This window comes from Streptomyces bikiniensis (genome assembly GCF_000716625.1).
In the GTDB taxonomy this organism is placed as follows: domain Bacteria; phylum Actinomycetota; class Actinomycetes; order Streptomycetales; family Streptomycetaceae; genus Streptomyces; species Streptomyces bikiniensis.
The window spans coordinates 73,243-88,650 of record NZ_JNXJ01000024.1; the positions used below are offsets into that span (position 1 = coordinate 73,243).

Below are 15,408 nucleotides of genomic sequence, written 5' to 3' on the forward strand. Positions count from 1 at the left end.
GGTCGCGGCCCGCGGCGGGTGAGACCGGGAACACAGTGCGCGGGCCGGGCGGGGCGGCCGGACGGCAGGCGTGCCGTGTCGGAGGTTTCCCCGTCCGGTGCGCGAGCGACGATAGGAAAAGGGGCCGCATCCGCCCCGGGCCGCAGGACGAACGGAGACCCCGTGTCGAGGACAGAAGACGCCATCGCTTCGGCGGAGGCCCACAGCGCCCACAACTACCACCCCCTTCCGGTCGTCGTCGCCTCGGCGGACGGCGCCTGGATGACCGACGTCGAGGGGCGCCGGTACCTCGATCTGCTCGCCGGGTACTCGGCGCTCAACTTCGGGCACGGCAACCGGCGGCTGATCGACGCGGCGAAGGCCCAGCTGGAGCGGGTGACGCTGACCTCGCGGGCCTTCCACCACGACCGGTTCGCAGACTTCTGCACGCGGCTCGCGGAGCTGTGCGGCAAGGAGGCGGTGCTACCGATGAACACGGGGGCGGAGGCGGTGGAGACGGCCGTGAAGACGGCCCGGAAGTGGGGGTACGAGGTGAAGGGCGTGCCGGACGGGCACGCGAAGATCGTGGTGGCGGCGAACAACTTCCACGGCCGGACGACGACGGTCGTGAGCTTCTCCACGGACCACGAGGCGCGGGACCACTTCGGGCCGTACACGCCGGGGTTCGAGATCGTTCCGTACGGGGACCTGACGGCCCTGGAGGCGGCGGTCACGGAGAACACGGTGGCGGTGCTCCTGGAGCCGATCCAGGGCGAGGCGGGGGTCCTGGTGCCGCCGGCCGGCTATCTGCCGGGGGTGCGGGAGCTGACCCGGCGGCGGAACGTGCTGTTCGTGGCGGACGAGATCCAGTCGGGCCTGGGGCGTACGGGGAGGACGTTCGCGTGCGACCACGAGGGCGTGGTGCCGGACGTGTACCTCCTCGGGAAGGCGCTGGGCGGCGGGGTGGTGCCGGTGTCGGCGGTGGTGGCCGACCGGGACGTGCTCGGGGTCTTCCGGCCGGGCGAGCACGGGTCGACCTTCGGCGGGAACCCGCTGGCGTGCGCGGTGGCCCTGGAGGTGGTCGCGATGCTGCGGACGGGCGAGTACCAGGAGCGGGCGGCGGAGCTGGGCGACCACCTCCACGCGGAGCTGGGGCTGCTGGTGGGCGGCGGCGCGGTGGAGGCGGTGCGGGGGCGCGGGCTGTGGGCGGGCGTGGACATCGCCCCGTCCCGGGGCACGGGCCGGGAGGTCTCGGAGCGGCTGCTCGACCGGGGCGTCCTGGTGAAGGACACCCACGGCTCGACGATCCGGATCGCCCCGCCCCTGGTCATCTCGAAGGAGGACCTGGACTGGGGGCTCGAGCAGTTGCGGGGGGTGCTGGCGGACTGAGGGACGGCCGTCCGGTTCCGGGGCGGGGCGCGTACGGGAGCGCCGCGCCCCGGCGGCCGGTTTCCGCTCCGAGCCGTGCCTCGGGGACCGCACGGTCCTCGCCTTCGTCCGGGCCGCCACGGAGGAGGGCGTGCGCGTCGCCGCCACGGTGATGACGCGCCTGGAGGCCGGCCACGACCGCGTCCACCCGGCCCGGGTCCGGTGGGTCCTGTCGCGGATCGACGTCCGTCCCGTCACCAGGGAGGTCTCCGACGAGGCGGCCCGCCTGCTCCGCGAACACCGGCTGCGCGGTCGCGAGTACGCGATCGACCCCGTTCTCGCCGCCGTCGCCCGCACCGCCCGGGGTCCCGTCACCGTGCTGACCCCGGACCCGGAGGACCTGACGCCGCTGTGCGGGCCGGCGGTCCGGGTCCTCAAGGCCTGACCGTTACAAGGTCTGACCGTTACGAGGTCTGGCTGTTACGAGGCCCGACCGTCACGGGACCCCGCACGGTCACAGGATCACGTGCGGCAGGAAGCGGGCGTACTCGTCGGTGACGGGCCCCGCCGACTCCCGGATGCCGAGGCCCGCCGCCTCGTCCCGGACGACCCACGCGCCGAGGACCACCCGGTTGCCGTCGAAGTCGGGCAGCGGGGCGAGGCCCTGGTAGCAGCAGGGCTCCCCGTCCCGTACGGAGGGCTCCGTCCCGGCCTCGTGCAGGGTGACGCCCTCGCCCTCGCGGCCGAGCAGCGGCTTGGCGGCCCAGCCGGTGGTGGCGGCGAGTTCGCGCGGTCCGTCGAGGTAGGCGGGCAGCAGGTTGGGGTGGTCCGGGTACAGCTCCCACAGGATCGCGAGCAGCGCCTTGTTGGAGAGGAGCATCTTCCAGGCGGGCTCGATCCAGCAGGTGGTGCCGGTGCCGCCGCCGTTGTCGAGGGTGTCCAGGACGTACGGGCCGAAGCGGTCGGTGGTCAGCCACTCCCACGGGTAGAGCTTGAAGCAGCTGCGGAGGAAGCGGAGCCGGTCGTCCACGAAGCGGCCCGAGAGCCGGTCCCAGCCGATCCGCTCGACGGAGAGCGCCTCGGTCTCCAGGCCGGCCTGCTGGGCGGTCTCGCGCAGGTACGCGACCGTCATCAGGTCCTCGCCGAGCTCGTCGCCCTCCGAGTGCGCGAAGTGGACGGGGCCGGGCGGCAGCAGGTGGGCCTGGCTCCGCCAGGCCTCCACGAGGCGTTCGTGGAGGGAGTTCCACTGGTCGGCGCCGGGGAACCGCTCCTCCATCCAGAACCACTGCGGGCTCGCGGCCTCCACGAGGGAGGTGGGGGTGTCGGCGTTGTACTCCAGCATCTTGGCCGGCCCGGTGCCGTCGTAGCGGAGGTCGAACCGCCCGTATACGGAGGGGAGTTCGTCACGCCGCCGCCAGGACTCGGCGATCAGCCCGGCCAGCCGGGGGTCGGTGACGCCGAGCTCCGCGAAACGGTCCTTCTCCACGATGTGCGCGGCCGCCGCGAGGGACATCGCGTGCAGTTCCTCGACGACCTCCTCCAGCGCCTCGACCTCGGGCAGGGTGAAGGAGTAGTACGCGCTCTCGTCCCAGTACGGGCGCAGCGAACCGTCCGGGTAGCGGGTCAGCGGATAGACGAGCCCCTGCTCCTCGACCGTCCGCTGCCAGTCCGGGCGGGGTTCGATGGTGTGGCGTTCCACGGTCCGGCCGCCTCAGCCGCCGCCGGTGCGGGAGCAGCCGAAGCCGCCGCTGTCGACGGCGGACTTGTTGAAGCTGCCGCCGCTCACCTTGTTGTCGCTGACGGAGCCACCGTAGTAGTAGGAGCCCCGGGGGGTGGCGACGGTGGTGCCGCTCCCGCTGGTACCGCTGCCGCTGCCGCTGCTTCCGCTGCCGCTGCCGCACTCGTAACGGGGCAGCTGCTCCCGGGTCAGCGGGTCGACGCACCGCTTGTCCGGTTCGGAACCGCACGCCGTGATCGTCGCCGCCAGGACGCCCATCCCGCCGAGCACCACCGTGCTCGACCTCAGCCTCCGCATGCCTGTCACCCTCCCCCTTCGCGGTCGCGATCCTCACCGCCGCGCACCTCACGGTCACACATGCCGCGGCCGTCAGTCTAGGCGGGTGCTTTCCGGTCCCAGGACCTAGAGTCATTTCGTGCTCCTCGGGATGATTTGTGCGTTTGCTTCAGCCATCTGCTACGGCACGGCTTCCGTCCTCCAGGCGGTGGCGGCCCGTGCCGCGGAGCCGGGCACGGGCGGCGGCGTGGACGTCGCGCTGCTGTGGCGGGCGGTGCGGCAGTGGCGCTATCTCGCCGGTCTCTGCCTCGACGGGCTGGGGTTCGTCCTCCAGGTCGTGGCCCTGCGGACGCTGCCGGTCTACGTGGTGGGCGCGGCCCTCGCGGCGAGCCTGGCGGTGACGGCGGTGGTCGCCTCGCGGGTCCTGCGGGTGCGGCTGAGCCGGGTGGAGTGGACGGCGGTGGCGGTGGTCTGCGCGGGGCTCGCGATGCTGGCGCTCGCCTCGGGCAGGGAGGGCCACCGGGCGGGGCCGGCGGGCCTGGACTGGGCGCTCCTGGGCGTCGTGGGCGGGATCCTGCTGCTCGGCGCGGCGGCCGGCCGGCTGCCGGAGCGCCCGCGCGCGCTCGTCCTCGGCCTGGGCGCGGGCTTCGGCTTCGGGGTGGTGGAGGTGGCGGTCCGCCTGGTCGACGGGGTGGACCTGACGGACCCGGCCCTGTACGCCCTCCTGACGGGCGGCGGGACGGCCTTCCTGCTCCTGACGTCGGCGCTCCAGCGGGGTTCGGTGACGACGGCGACGGCGGGGATGGTGCTCGGCGAGACGATCGGCCCGGCGGTGGTCGGGGTGGCCTGGCTCGGGGACACCACCCACCCGGGCCTCGGCCGGCTCGCGGTCACCGGCTTCGCGGTGGCGGTGGTGGGCTCCCTGATCCTGGCCCGCTTCGGCGAGGCGCCGGACCCGGGGCGGGAGGGCGGGCGCTCGCACCGGCCCGGATAGCCGGACGGGAGCGGCCGCGTGCGAGGATCCGGCCGGCTGACGGGCTCCGGCGCGCCGGGGGTGTGCGGGTACGGCCCCCCTCAGGCCCGCGGGCTCAATCCGCCCCGCACGGATCGGACTCCGACTCGGCTTCGGCCTCGGCGGCGAAGTCGGCGGGTCGTCCGTCGGTGCCGGGAAGCGCCGACGGGTCGCAGGGAGGGGGCGTCGTGACGGATTCCCAGACGAGGGGAGGCCCCGGCCGGGTGCTCCCTTCGAGCACCTCGGTGGCGACGGCACCGGCGACGCCCACCAGCACCGCCCCCGCCACCAGCCACCGCCCGACACGACTCACCGCCACCACCCCGCATCCCTCGCACGACGCCACCCGGCCGAACGCCCGTACACCGTAGCCCCGTACGGCATCAGCGCCCATGTCTCCGGGCCCCACGCCCCGTGGGGGGCGCCGGCGGTGTCTGGCAGAGTGCGGACCATGTTGCAGGTGTGCCTGAACGGAGTACGGAGCCGGGACGAGGGCCGTCACATCCCGCTGAGTCCGGCCGAGTTGGCGGCCGAGGCGGTACGGGCGGTGGAGGCCGGAGCGGAGGACGTGCACCTCCACCCCCGAGGGGCCGACGGGCTCGACTCGCTGGAGCCCGGGGCGGTCGGTGAAGCGGTGGGGGCGGTGCGGGCCGCCCTACCGGCAGGGGTACGGGTCGGGGTCACCACCGGGGCCTGGGCGGCGCCGGACCCGGAGAGGCGGGTCGAGCTGGTCCGGGCCTGGACGGTGCTGCCCGACCACGCCTCGGTGAACTGGCACGAGGAGGGCGCCGAGGCGGTGGCGGACGCGCTGCTGGAGCGCGGGATCGGGGTCGAGGCCGGCGTCTGGTCGGGGACCGACGGCGCCCGCCGGTTCCGTGCCTGGCCGTCGGCCCACCGGGTGCTGCGGGTCCTGGCCGAGGTGACCGACACCGACCCGGCCACGGCGGCGGCCACCGCCACGGCCCTGCTGCGGGAACTGGGCGACGACCTCCCGGCCCCCCTGCTCCTGCACGGCGAGGACGGCGGCGCCTGGCCCGTGCTGCACGTGGCGGCCGCCCTGGGCCTGCCCACCAGGATCGGCCTGGAGGACGCCCTGACCCTGCCGGACGGCTCCCCCGCGCCGGGCAACGCCCACCTCGTGCGGGCGGCCCGGGGGATCCTCGACGAGCACCGCACCCGACGTCCTTGAGCCCACCCGGGACACCCGCACCCGCACCCGCACCCGCACCCGCACCCGCACCCGCACCCGCACCCGCACCCGCACCCGCACCCCGAACGATCGCGGCACCGCTAAGCGGACCGCACTTCGGACATCAACAGGCGCAGGGTCAGCGAGTGCTTCTCCGGAGGCAGGGCGTCGAGCGCCGCGCGGGCGTACGCGACTCCGCCGGCTCGGTCGCCGGACCGGGCGAGCATCAGCCCCCGGTGCATTTCGAGGTGGGTGGCGAACCTCGGGAGGGAGCCGGGAAGTTCCCGGCGAGCGGTGTCCTGCGCGTCGACGGCCGTCGACTCGTCTCCGAGGCGTGCGGCGAGGAGGGACGTGAAGACGTTCATGCGCCACCACGGCACCGCGTAGTCCGAGGTCTGCTCGTACGACCCCGCGGAGTCGAAGATGCGCCGCCCCTGGTCCATGAGGCGCCGAGCGGTGTCCCGGTCTCCACGGAGAGCCGCCGCGTGGGCCTTGCCCATGATCGCGTTCAGGAGCCCGAGCGAGGGCTTGTCGCTGATTCCCATGGCCTGGTCGGCGAACAGGTCCGCCATCCCGAGGGACGCCCCCTCGTACCCGAGCGCGATCGCGGCGCGCCCCCGGACCCATACGCGGGCCTGGTCGTCCCCCGACCGGTCGGCGGCCTCCGCCGCGAGCCGGTACCAGGTGACCGCGCGGCTGCCGTCGGATCCCGGGAACGTCTTCGCGTACAGCGTCATCAACCTGGCTCCGACCGACCACAGTCGTGGATGCTCAAGCTGCTGCTGCACGACGACGAGTTCGCCGGACACGCGGCGCTGGATGTCGGCCGCACCCAGGCTCATGTACTCGGTGCCGTACGTGGCGAGCTTCTCCTCCCAGCCCTCGATCGTCGGCCCGCCGTGCAGCCGGGCCCCGAAACCGGCCGCCAGCAGGTCCGATGCCACGATCGGCGCTATGGCCGTGGCGGCCACGTCCGACAGAAAGGTACGACGCTTCATCTCGCCCTCAAGGACAGCCAGGGGTACGTCCAGGACAGCGGAGAGACACCGAAGGTAGAAGCCGCCCGGCCGCACCTTCGAACGCTCCCACCGACTGATGTACTCCCGATCGACATTCGTCCGGAACGCTTCGTTGATCTCCTGCGCGAGCCGCCCCTGCGACCACCCTCGGGCCGTACGCAGATCTCGGATCAAGGCACCGACGCTCATGCGGACATCTTGCCCTTACTTTTGCCCTGAGGGTGTGAACGGACTGTGTCCAGGGCCGACTTGCCCCTAGCAATGCCCCTAGTCACTCTGCGTGAGAACCGAAACGCTCTGTGCCATCACGACGTGAGGGACGGTGAGACGTGTCGGACGACGAGTGGACGCCGATCGCGAGGTGCTACGTGGTCGATACCAGTTCGAGCCCACCCCGATTCGGTAAGGTGACGCGCTGCCACGGAGGAAGCGTGTTCCTGCGGCCTCCGGGTGGCGGTGCCGAGTGGGCGGCGTCGCCCGAGGAGGTGCGGCGGCCCACCGAGGCCGAGTGGGCGCGCATCCGTGTCGTCACCACTCCCGTACGGGTGGTGGGTCCGTGACCGGAGAACAGCCCCTCCTCGGCGCCGCGCCGCTCGTCCTCTCCGCAGACCACGAGTTGCGCCCCCGCCCCGAGCCGGCCCCCGGGTGCACCCCGTGCGCGTACCTGGCGAACTGGTTCGACCACTACATGCGCGGGGGCCCGCAGCACGACGAGTCCGCCGCCGTGGACTGCGTGGTGGAGATCCGGAACCATCCGCACGATCCGCCGAAGATGACGCTGAAGGACACCGGCCCGACCGGCGAACAAAGCCGGGAGGCGGTGCAGTGAGCAGGATCTTCGACCTGGTCGACTGGACCCTGCGGCCCGACCGGGAGCGTTCGAAGGCGCCCGCCCGTCTCCGGGGGCCGCCTCGGCGACGGGCGGGCGGAACCGGATTGGACCGGTGTCCCGCCGACTCCCGAAGCGGTACACCCGCCCTGGTGGGGCTCACGTGGGACACGAGACCACCCGGCGGGCTCTCAGGAAGTTCGGACCGAGGAAAGGATCGACATCATGGGTTGGGGAACGGGCAAGGGCGGAAGCGGCGGAAGTGGACAGCACTCCGGCAACAAGGACCCCGGCGAGTCCAAGCCGTCGCCCGACACCGCCAAGCCGAAGGACCCGCCGAAGCACAAGAAGGACGAGTAGGCGATCGCGATGAACGACAGTTCGACGGACATCGCCCTGCGCGCACTGCTCGGTGAGGTGAGCGCCGACCTGGGCGACCTGGAACCGCGTCTGGTGCAGGCCGCGTGGGCGGTGAGGCGCCACCGCTTCCTGCCCGACCGGTTATGGATCGGGGACGGCCTGGAACCGTGTGATCGTGCGGCTTCGCCGGAGGCCTGGCTGCGTGCCGCGTACGCCGACGAGCCGGCTGTGACACAGGTCAACGACGGGGGAAGCCCGGACGGAGAACGGTGGCCGTCGAGTTCCGCGAGTGCCCCGAGCATCGTGTTCCGCATGCTCCGCATGCTGGACGCGGGGCCGAACCACAGGGTCCTGGAGATCGGCACGGGGACCGGATGGAACGCGGGGCTCCTGACCCATGTCGTCGGCCCGGGCAACGTGACGAGCGTCGAGGTGGACCCCGTACTGGCGGCGGAGGCCCGGGACCGGCTGCGTGAGGAAGGGCTCGACGCGACGGTCGTCACCGGGGACGGGGCGGAGGGGTGCACGGGCAACGCTCCGTACGACCGCCTCGTGGCCACGTGCTCCGTACGTTCCGTGCCGCGTCCGTGGCTCGCCCAGGTGAAGCCCGGCGGTGTGATCCTCGCACCGTGGGAATCGCCCTGGCTCTGCTTCGGGTTGCTCCGCCTGATCGTGAACGGCGGGGTCGCGGAAGGACCGTTCTCGCCTCACTCCGCGTTCATGCTCATGCGGGGGCAGCGGACCGACCTCCGGATCTTCCGGGACGTCGTACGTGACGACCACCGGCCCGACGAATCGGCCACCACCCTTTCGCCCCGAAAGGTGGCCGGGAGCGACTTCGACGCACAGTTCGCCATCGGCCTTCAGCTCCGGGACGTATGGCGGGCATGGCACGAGAATCCTGTAGAAGGGGTCGAGACCCGACTGTGGGTGGCGACGACGGACGCCACGTCGTGGGCGGCCATCGACTGGGACGGGAAGTCCGAGGACCGTTTCACGGTATGGCAGTACGGGCCCCGCCGTCTGTGGAACGAGGTGGAAGCGGCCTACGCCTGGTGGACGCTGCACAACCGTCCGGGCCCGGACCGATTCGGCCTGACCGTGACTCCTGAGGGGCAAACCGCGTGGCTGGACACGTCACGTCGGCCCGTTCCCGCGTCCGGCTGATCGCAAGGCCGGCCCCGTCCGTGCACTGCTCCATGGCGCGCGGACGGGGCTCCCCTGTTGTGCAGAGCGGATCCGTGTCACGGCGCACGGTCATGCACTGCCGGATCCCGCTCCGGACTGGGAAGAGACGTCCGGAACGGACATGATCGTCCGCCCTGCGAAGTACGGACTGCCTTCCTTCGCGGGAGGCCACCTAACCGTTCCGGCGCTCGTCCTCACCAGTCCGGTCGGCAGGCTCGGTCACGTACGAGCCCCGACCCGTCACGGTATAGATGAGCCCTTGCTCGCGGAGTACCGAGAGAGCACGGCGAGCGGTTTCCCGCGCGACGCCGTACAACTCCGTCAGCGCCTTCTCCGACGGAAGCGGACGCCCCGGGGGCAGGTCACCGCGCTCGATCTCGGTGGCCAGATCGGCAGCGATCTGCCGGTAGGGAGGCTCCGGGGCCCGGTGATCAATTTCTCTCGCTGACATAGCGAAAGCGTAGACAACGCGCTACTCCCTGCTCGACTTCTAGGCAAGACCAGACAGGGCTAGACGCACCTAGACAGGTTGGCTCAATATGACTCCGCACACAGAGGTGCCCCGGAGGGCCGCTTAGGACCGGTCCTCCGGGGCTTCGCCGATCAGCTGATAGGAGCTGAAACGACATGCGCGATGTTATCGCCCGTGCGCTTTCCTGGGCGTTCTCGATCCTGGCCCCTCGCCGTCCTGGACGTCACACCGCCGCTTTCCTCGCCCGCCAGGCCGAGCCCGTACGCACTGAGCCCGTACGTATCGACCCGTGGCCCAAGTCGTGGCCCACCCCGACCCCCGAGCACGTCCGGGCCCGGTACGCCCCGCTGCGCGGTGAGGACGTAGCGCTCACCCGTCCGTACTGCCGCGCGGGCGGCACGGCGGACCTCGGTCTGGTCTGCGAGCGTCGGCGCGCCGCCGCACTCGCCACGCTCGGCATGGACTGGCCCTACACGTACGAGGGCGCTCCGTTCCCCGCGTCCGCCTTCGCCGCGGTGGGGGTGCCCGCGTGACCCGTAACGGGCCGACCGCCCCTGTGCCCGTCTCCTCGCGGGCGGTGGACCGGCATCCCCGTGGAGGTGAGGCACCACGAGCGCCAGAGCACGCCGTGGCCGTGGCCGCCGGGCCCGTACCCGGCGAACCGGGGCCGGACGCCCGGCCTCACGGCAGCACCCCGCACAGCGCCTCCAGTGCCCCCGGCCACGCGCTGTCCGAGGGAGTGGCGTAGCCGACGACCAGGGCGTCCGGGAACGGGGCGGCGGCGGTGGGGCGGCGGTAGTGGGAGACGCCCTGGACGGCGAGGCCGTGGCGGGCGGCGGCACGCAGGGTGGCGCGTTCGGTGCCGGGCGGGAGGGTCAGGACGGCGTGCAGGCCCGCCGCGATGCCACCGACCCGGGTCGCCGGCGCGTGCGCGGCCACCGCCGCCACGAGCTGGTCGCGGCGCCGCCGGTAGCGCAGCCGCATCGCCCGCACGTGCCGGTCGTACGCCCCCGAGCGCAGGAACTCCGCGAACGCCAGCTGGTCCGGCGCGCTCGACGCCCCGTGCACGGTCCCCTTCGCCGCCGCCACCTCGTCCACCAGGCCCTCCGGCAGGACCATCCAGGCCAGGCGCAGGCCGGGGGCGAGGGACTTGCTCGCGGTGCCGAGGTACGCGACCCGCTCCGGGTCGAGACCCTGGAGCGCCCCCACGGGCTGCCGGTCGTAGCGGAACTCCCCGTCGTAGTCGTCCTCCAGGACCAGGCCGCCCGAGGCCCGCGCCCAGTCCACGACGGCCGTCCGCCGGTCCGGGGGCAGCGCGCCGCCGAGCGGGAACTGGTGGGCCGCCGTCATGAGGACCGCCCCGCAGCCGGTCAGGGACGGCAACTCCTCGACCCTCGTGCCCCGTTCGTCCAGGAGCAGGGCCGGGGTGTCCAGGCCCGCCCGGGCCAGCACGTCGGCGTGCAGCTCCAGGCCGTACGGCTCCACCGCCGCGGCCCGCACGCCGCGGTCCCGCAGCACCTGCCCGAGCAGCGTCAGACCGTGCGCGAACCCGGCGCAGACCACGATCCGTCCGGGCCGGGCGTGCACGCCCCGCGCGCGGGCCAGGTACTCGGCGAGCGCGGCACGCAGTTCGGGGCGGCCGCGCGGGTCCCCGTACCCGAAGGCCTCGTCGGGGGCGGTGGTGAGCGCCCGCCGGTACGCCTTGAGCCAGTCGGCGCGCGGGAAGGCGGCGAGGTCGGGGGTGCCCGCCTTGAGGTTGTGGACGGGGGTGGCCGTGGCCGGAGGGGTGGGGGCCCGGTGGCGCGGCCGGTCCCGGGGCTCCGCGCGGCGGGCCACCCGGGTGCCGGAGCCCTGCCGGGCGGTCAGCCAACCCTCGGCAACCAGTTCGGCGTACGCGTCGGCGACCGTGTTGCGGGCCGTGCCCAGGTCGGCGGCGAGCGAGCGGGAGGACGGCAGCCGGGTCCCCGCCTCCAGGCGCCCGCTGCGCACCGCCTCCCGCAGGGCGTCCGTGAGCCCCGCGCGCAGGCGCGTCCCGCGGAGTTCCAGATGGAGGTCGGCCCCGAAAGTGGCCCAGTCGTTCGGCATGGAAATGGACCATACCCTTGCGCCACCCGGCTCCTACGGTGGACGCCATGACCAGTACCCACACCACCGTCGAGCGCGCCCACGAGCACGCGCCCCGGATGCCCTTCGCCGAGCGGGTCCCCGAGTTCTACCGGGCGATGGTCCGCCTGGAGACGGCCGCCGCCAAGGACGTCGACCCCGTCCTCTACCACCTGATCAAGATCCGGGCCTCGCAGATCAACCACTGCGCGTTCTGCGTCGACATGCACAGCAAGGACGCCCTCGCGGAGGGCGAGAGCGTCGAGCGGATCGTGCAGCTCTCCGCCTGGGAGGAGTCCCGGCACTTCTACACCGAGCGGGAGCTCGCGGCGCTCGCCCTGACCGAGGCCGTCACCGTCCTCACGGACGGGTTCGTGCCCGACGAGGTGTACGCGCTCGCCGCCGCGCACTTCGAGGAGACCGAGCTGGCCCGGGTGATCGCCGCGATCGTCACCATCAACGCCTGGAACCGGATCGGCGTCACCACCCGGATGACGCCCGGCCACTACGAGCCGGGCGCCCCGTAGGCCCCCGGGGCCAGTACGGGCCGGGTCAGTACGGGCCGGATCAGTACGGGCCCGGTCAGTACGGGCCCGGTTCGAAGAACTCCAGGGCCACCCGGAGCACTTCGCGCTGCTTCGGCCACTCCTCCTCCGGGCCCGCCGCCAGGATCGCGTAGTGGTTGCCGTCCGGCGCCGTGAACGCCCGGTCGACCACCTTGCGGCGGCCCCCGTCGCGGTCGTACGCGTACACCAGCTCGGCGGTGTCGGCCGGGGCGTCCGGCTCGCCGGTGATCCGTTCGAGGCTGATCTCCTCGTACCCGGGCTTGGTGGCCCTCCCGTCCTGCGAGGTGCCGCGCAGGGCCTCGTACGGCGTCAGGCCGCCCTCGGTGACCACGAAGACCTGGAGGAGGCTCCGGCCGTCCGGGGCGTTGTAGAAGACGCCCTGGTCGGACTCGGTGCGGTTCCAGCCCTCGGGGATCGCGATCGTGAAGCTCTTGAGGTCCTTCACCGCCCGGTAGCCGGGCGGCGGCACGTCGTCCGAGGGGGTGGCGGAGGTGGTGGGTGCCGGGGTCGGGGCGCCGGGGGGCGTCTCCGTCGTCTCCGGTGTCCCCTCCGGGGCCGACACCGAGCCCGGCGGGGCCGCCGCCGGGTTCTTCCCGTCGCCGTCCCCGCCCCAGAGCAGCCAGCCGCCGACGGAGCCCGCCGCCAGGACGGCCGCGGCCACCCCGGCCGCGACCGCCGTCCGCGCGGGGGACCTGGGCGGCGGGGGCGGGGGCGGCGCGTACCGCCATTCGCCCGTCTCCGGTACGTACTGGGGTCCGTGCCCCGATGCGTACGGGGGGCCGTGACCCGGGCCGTACTCCGATCCGTCCTCCGGGCCGTACCCCGGGCTGTGTCCCGGGCCCGGGCCGTACTCCGGTGCGGTCGGCGGCGGGGGCGGCGGCAGCGGCGGGAGGAGGGGGCCGCCCCCGCCCGTGGGGACGGGTGCGGGTGCCGGGGCACCCGTGCCCGCGATCGTCTCCCAGCTCTGCGTCTCGTCGTTCCAGCGGGCCCCGCCGCCCCCGTACCCGCTCATCTCATCCTCCGAGGAGGGCGGCGACGGCCTGCCCCACGGCCACGCCCGAGGCGAGGATGCCGGTCACGGCGCCGGCGTCCGTGAGGGCGCGGCGCAGGCGGGTGAGGCGGCCGGTGTCCGCGCGGCCGGTGCCCTCGATCTCGTCCTCGGCGTCCGAGAGTTCGGCGTCCAGGGCGGCCGTCTGCTCGGAGGGGACGACACCGGCCAGGTCGGAGCGCAGGCGGCGGATCGCCCGGAGCAGCTCCTCCTGGAGGGGGTCGCGGGCGGGGCCGCTCCCGGTCACGGTGTTGGTGACGGTGTTGTGGTCGCCGATGGTGACGTTGCCTCCGGTGTTGGAGACCTGGATGCCGTCGCGGCGGGGGGAGTTGTCGGGGTCAGCCACGGTCGCCTCCGGGCGTCGAGGTGGTGAAGGTCTTGTTGGTGACGGTGTTGTGGTTGCCGAGGGTCACGTTGCCCCGGGTGTTCTCGATGAACGTGCCGCCCTCGGCGACGTGCACGATCTTCTGCTCGAACTCGGCGGTCTCGTAGCCGGCTTCGCGGAGGGCGACCGTCACGCCGTTCGCGACCCGGTCCTGGATGCTCTTGAGGTAGCGGCTGACGTCCATCTCCTGGAACAGGGAGGCCTCGTCGTCGGAGGCGAGCTCGCGGACCGAGACCCCGGGCCCCTCGGGCAGGGCGTGGGCGTGGCCCGCGGTGAGCAGTCGCCAGGCGTGGCCGAGCGCGCGCCAGAGGGTGACGAGGGCCTGCCCGGCGGAGCGCGGGGTCTGCCCGAGGGCCCAGACGGCCTTGCCGAAGTGGTGGTTGTGCCGGTAGCGGTGGGCGATCCGGTCGGCGTACCGGTAGAGCGGCTTCACCGGCCGCAGGACGTGCGGGGCGACCTCCAGCATCAGCATGCCGCCCTGCGTGTGGACGCGGACGAAGACGGTGGTGACGATCTCCTCGCCCCAGCCGCCGACCCGGATGCGCAGGAAGTGGCGGCGGGTCTCGCCGCCCTCCTCGATGGAGCCCGAGCGGTGCGCCTCGAAGCCCTCCGGGGTGTACGGGGCGGCGGTGCGGGCCGGGAGGCCGTCGACGGGCAGGAAGACCACCTCGTCGATCTCCAGCTCGCGCAGCCGGTCCCGTACGGCCGCCCGGAGCTGCGGCGAACCGTGCGGGGAGGGCACGCGCAGCGCCTCCACGAGCGGGACGACGTGCCGCATGACGGCGCTGTTGTCGAGCGGTTCGGGCGCCTTGCCGTCGAGGTTCTTGCGGGGGCGCAGTTCGACGGAGAGCGACCAGGGCTCGTACGGTTCGCCGGCGCCGCAGAACGGGTCGTCGGCGCCGTACATGACGAGCCGCGCGTGCTGCTCGATCCGGATGCGGTCGCGCAGCCGGCGGGAGCGGGCGCCGTCGGCCTGCTCGGCCGGGTCGGCGCGCTGGTCGGGGAAGCGCTCCCGGGAGAGCTCCTGGGTGAGCGCGCGGGCGAACTGGCCGCGCTGGACGGCCACCGCCCAGGCCACGAGCAGCGGCACGGCGAGGGCGATCCACGCCTCCAGCCGGCCGACGCCCCACACCTCCTCGGCGGCGAGCTGGGTCAGGGCGCCGACGAACTCGCCCGTCTCGGAGAGGTCGCCGAGCAGTTCCCAGCGGTCCTCCTCGTCGCCGAGGGCGAGGAAGAGGAGGAACAGGGCGCCCTGGAGGAGCATGAGCCGCCCGTACCAGCGCAGGAGGAAGGCGGGGACGAGGCGGTACACCGGGGTGGCGGCGGTGGTGGCCCGGCCGCGGATCCAGCGGGCGATCCCGAGCATCAGGAAGGGTGCGACCAGGAGGACGACGAGGCCCTTGGTGAGCGGGAACGCGACGATCCAGAGGGCCAGGACGCCCGCGGCCCAGCCGAGTTCGACGCGGCGGGCGCGCAGCGCGTGGGCGAGGACGCGGCTCGCGTCGTAGCCGAGGGAGGGGGCGGCGAAGCGCTCCTCGTGGACGTACAGCTGGTCGATGACCGCGTCGCGGAAGCCGTCGTCGAGGTACGTCCCGGCGCAGAGCAGCCGGGTCGCCTCGCTGGCGGACGGGTGGGTGCCCGGCGGCCGGGTGCCGGGTGGCGGGGTGCCGTGCGGCGGGGTGCCGGGTGGCGGGGTGCCGTGCGGCGGGGTGCCGGGTGGTTCTCCGGGCTGCTGGGGTACGAACGACTGCGCCAAGACTCCCCCGATGGTGTGGAACTGTCCTTCGCTCCCGAAGAGTTGACCGGGAGCCGGTGGCACAGCATAGGCGAGGGGGAAGCTCCCCGCCGGTGGAAAAACGGCGCCCCCGGTCCGTAC

General features: G+C 73.5%; 19 protein-coding genes. 11 read left to right on the forward strand and 8 right to left on the reverse strand.

Features of this window, described 5'->3' with window-relative positions; translation table 11 throughout:
- The first annotated feature begins 162 nt into the window (after positions 1 to 162).
- Together rocD and OO47_RS20235 are read left to right on the forward strand one after the other, a co-directional pair.
- Positions 163 to 1,368, forward strand: a complete 1,206-nt coding sequence (gene rocD / locus OO47_RS20230; protein WP_030218156.1) for an ornithine--oxo-acid transaminase — start codon at positions 163 to 165, stop codon at positions 1,366 to 1,368.
- Between the two features lie 130 nt (positions 1,369 to 1,498).
- Complete coding sequence (locus OO47_RS20235) at positions 1,499 to 1,792, forward strand: type II toxin-antitoxin system VapC family toxin (protein WP_234323237.1); 294 nt, start codon at positions 1,499 to 1,501, stop codon at positions 1,790 to 1,792.
- Between the two features lie 69 nt (positions 1,793 to 1,861).
- Here OO47_RS20235 and OO47_RS20240 read toward each other — a convergent pair whose 3' ends face one another.
- On the reverse strand, positions 1,862 to 3,046 hold the full coding sequence (locus OO47_RS20240; RefSeq protein ID WP_030218162.1) for a glutathionylspermidine synthase family protein: 1,185 nt from the start codon (positions 3,044 to 3,046) through the stop codon (positions 1,862 to 1,864).
- A gap of 12 nt (positions 3,047 to 3,058) precedes the next feature.
- Positions 3,059 to 3,382, reverse strand: coding sequence for a hypothetical protein (locus OO47_RS20245; protein ID WP_030218171.1), 324 nt, complete (start codon positions 3,380 to 3,382; stop codon positions 3,059 to 3,061).
- A 130-nt stretch (positions 3,383 to 3,512) separates the two neighbouring features.
- Between OO47_RS20245 and OO47_RS20250 the strand changes: the two genes are divergently transcribed.
- The 3 genes from OO47_RS20250 to OO47_RS20260 all read left to right on the forward strand — a co-directional run bounded on the left by OO47_RS20250 (position 3,513) and on the right by OO47_RS20260 (position 5,562).
- Complete coding sequence (locus OO47_RS20250; protein ID WP_033209729.1) at positions 3,513 to 4,355, forward strand: DMT family protein; 843 nt, start codon at positions 3,513 to 3,515, stop codon at positions 4,353 to 4,355.
- Between the two features lie 206 nt (positions 4,356 to 4,561).
- Positions 4,562 to 4,744, forward strand: coding sequence for a hypothetical protein (locus OO47_RS36910; RefSeq protein WP_158708676.1), 183 nt, complete (start codon positions 4,562 to 4,564; stop codon positions 4,742 to 4,744).
- An 80-nt stretch (positions 4,745 to 4,824) separates the two neighbouring features.
- Positions 4,825 to 5,562, forward strand: a complete 738-nt coding sequence (locus tag OO47_RS20260) for a 3-keto-5-aminohexanoate cleavage protein (protein WP_030218186.1) — start codon at positions 4,825 to 4,827, stop codon at positions 5,560 to 5,562.
- Between the two features lie 101 nt (positions 5,563 to 5,663).
- On the opposite strand, the gene OO47_RS20265 is transcribed toward OO47_RS20260, so the two are convergent.
- Positions 5,664 to 6,770 (reverse strand): helix-turn-helix domain-containing protein, encoded by a 1,107-nt coding sequence (locus OO47_RS20265; protein WP_030218188.1) that lies wholly within the window; start codon positions 6,768 to 6,770, stop codon positions 5,664 to 5,666.
- Positions 6,771 to 7,012: 242 nt separating this feature from the next.
- Here OO47_RS20265 and OO47_RS38475 point away from each other — a divergent pair, with 242 nt between their 5' ends.
- From OO47_RS38475 to OO47_RS20275, 4 genes are all read left to right on the forward strand, one after another.
- Positions 7,013 to 7,141: a hypothetical protein gene (locus tag OO47_RS38475; RefSeq protein ID WP_267883705.1), complete on the forward strand. Its 129-nt coding sequence runs from the start codon at positions 7,013 to 7,015 to the stop codon at positions 7,139 to 7,141.
- The gene (locus OO47_RS20270; RefSeq protein WP_030218189.1) at positions 7,138 to 7,410 is read left to right on the forward strand and encodes a hypothetical protein; all 273 of its coding nucleotides are present in this window, start codon (positions 7,138 to 7,140) and stop codon (positions 7,408 to 7,410) included. Before OO47_RS38475 ends, OO47_RS20270 begins: the two co-directional genes overlap by 4 nt.
- A 225-nt stretch (positions 7,411 to 7,635) precedes the next feature.
- Positions 7,636 to 7,770 (forward strand): hypothetical protein, encoded by a 135-nt coding sequence (locus OO47_RS38480; RefSeq protein ID WP_267883706.1) that lies wholly within the window; start codon positions 7,636 to 7,638, stop codon positions 7,768 to 7,770.
- Positions 7,771 to 7,779: 9 nt separating this feature from the next.
- Positions 7,780 to 8,937, forward strand: a complete 1,158-nt coding sequence (locus tag OO47_RS20275) for a methyltransferase domain-containing protein (protein ID WP_030218190.1) — start codon at positions 7,780 to 7,782, stop codon at positions 8,935 to 8,937.
- Positions 8,938 to 9,130: 193 nt separating this feature from the next.
- On the opposite strand, the gene OO47_RS20280 is transcribed toward OO47_RS20275, so the two are convergent.
- On the reverse strand, positions 9,131 to 9,409 hold the full coding sequence (locus tag OO47_RS20280) for a GntR family transcriptional regulator (protein WP_030218191.1): 279 nt from the start codon (positions 9,407 to 9,409) through the stop codon (positions 9,131 to 9,133).
- A 176-nt stretch (positions 9,410 to 9,585) separates the two neighbouring features.
- Between OO47_RS20280 and OO47_RS20285 the strand changes: the two genes are divergently transcribed.
- On the forward strand, positions 9,586 to 9,963 hold the full coding sequence (locus OO47_RS20285) for a hypothetical protein (RefSeq protein WP_051716208.1): 378 nt from the start codon (positions 9,586 to 9,588) through the stop codon (positions 9,961 to 9,963).
- A gap of 148 nt (positions 9,964 to 10,111) precedes the next feature.
- Here the strand turns inward: OO47_RS20285 and pdxR are convergent, their stop codons facing one another.
- Positions 10,112 to 11,515: a MocR-like pyridoxine biosynthesis transcription factor PdxR gene (gene pdxR / locus OO47_RS20290; protein ID WP_030218195.1), complete on the reverse strand. Its 1,404-nt coding sequence runs from the start codon at positions 11,513 to 11,515 to the stop codon at positions 10,112 to 10,114.
- Between the two features lie 47 nt (positions 11,516 to 11,562).
- Between pdxR and OO47_RS20295 the strand changes: the two genes are divergently transcribed.
- Positions 11,563 to 12,060, forward strand: a complete 498-nt coding sequence (locus OO47_RS20295; protein WP_030218198.1) for a carboxymuconolactone decarboxylase family protein — start codon at positions 11,563 to 11,565, stop codon at positions 12,058 to 12,060.
- A 55-nt stretch (positions 12,061 to 12,115) separates the two neighbouring features.
- Here the strand turns inward: OO47_RS20295 and OO47_RS20300 are convergent, their stop codons facing one another.
- Genes OO47_RS20300 through OO47_RS20310 form a run of 3 tightly spaced genes read right to left on the reverse strand, consistent with a single transcriptional unit; the run spans position 12,116 to position 15,288 of the window.
- Complete coding sequence (locus OO47_RS20300) at positions 12,116 to 13,111, reverse strand: hypothetical protein (RefSeq protein WP_033209699.1); 996 nt, start codon at positions 13,109 to 13,111, stop codon at positions 12,116 to 12,118.
- A gap of 1 nt (position 13,112) precedes the next feature.
- A complete protein-coding gene (locus OO47_RS20305; RefSeq protein ID WP_030218207.1) occupies positions 13,113 to 13,493 on the reverse strand; it encodes a hypothetical protein in 381 nt (126 codons plus the stop codon).
- A complete protein-coding gene (locus OO47_RS20310) occupies positions 13,486 to 15,288 on the reverse strand; it encodes a hypothetical protein (protein WP_234323238.1) in 1,803 nt (600 codons plus the stop codon). The genes OO47_RS20305 and OO47_RS20310 overlap by 8 nt, the downstream gene beginning before the upstream one ends.
- Positions 15,289 to 15,408 lie beyond the last annotated feature (120 nt).

What these genes read in the sequence shown, in the direction of transcription:
- OO47_RS20295 (WP_030218198.1), top strand. Translation starts at nt 11,563, where the DNA reads ATGACCAGTACCCACACCACCGTCGAGCGCGCCCACGAGCACGCGCCC.
- OO47_RS20260 (WP_030218186.1), top strand. Translation starts at nt 4,825, where the DNA reads ATGTTGCAGGTGTGCCTGAACGGAGTACGGAGCCGGGACGAGGGCCGT.
- OO47_RS20245 (WP_030218171.1), bottom strand. Translation starts at nt 3,382, where the DNA reads ATGCGGAGGCTGAGGTCGAGCACGGTGGTGCTCGGCGGGATGGGCGTC.
- OO47_RS20280 (WP_030218191.1), bottom strand. Translation starts at nt 9,409, where the DNA reads ATGTCAGCGAGAGAAATTGATCACCGGGCCCCGGAGCCTCCCTACCGG.
- OO47_RS20275 (WP_030218190.1), top strand. Translation starts at nt 7,780, where the DNA reads ATGAACGACAGTTCGACGGACATCGCCCTGCGCGCACTGCTCGGTGAG.
- OO47_RS38480 (WP_267883706.1), top strand. Translation starts at nt 7,636, where the DNA reads ATGGGTTGGGGAACGGGCAAGGGCGGAAGCGGCGGAAGTGGACAGCAC.
- OO47_RS20285 (WP_051716208.1), top strand. Translation starts at nt 9,586, where the DNA reads ATGCGCGATGTTATCGCCCGTGCGCTTTCCTGGGCGTTCTCGATCCTG.
- OO47_RS20250 (WP_033209729.1), top strand. Translation starts at nt 3,513, where the DNA reads ATGATTTGTGCGTTTGCTTCAGCCATCTGCTACGGCACGGCTTCCGTC.
- OO47_RS20265 (WP_030218188.1), bottom strand. Translation starts at nt 6,770, where the DNA reads ATGAGCGTCGGTGCCTTGATCCGAGATCTGCGTACGGCCCGAGGGTGG.
- pdxR (WP_030218195.1), bottom strand. Translation starts at nt 11,515, where the DNA reads ATGCCGAACGACTGGGCCACTTTCGGGGCCGACCTCCATCTGGAACTC.
- OO47_RS20300 (WP_033209699.1), bottom strand. Translation starts at nt 13,111, where the DNA reads ATGAGCGGGTACGGGGGCGGCGGGGCCCGCTGGAACGACGAGACGCAG.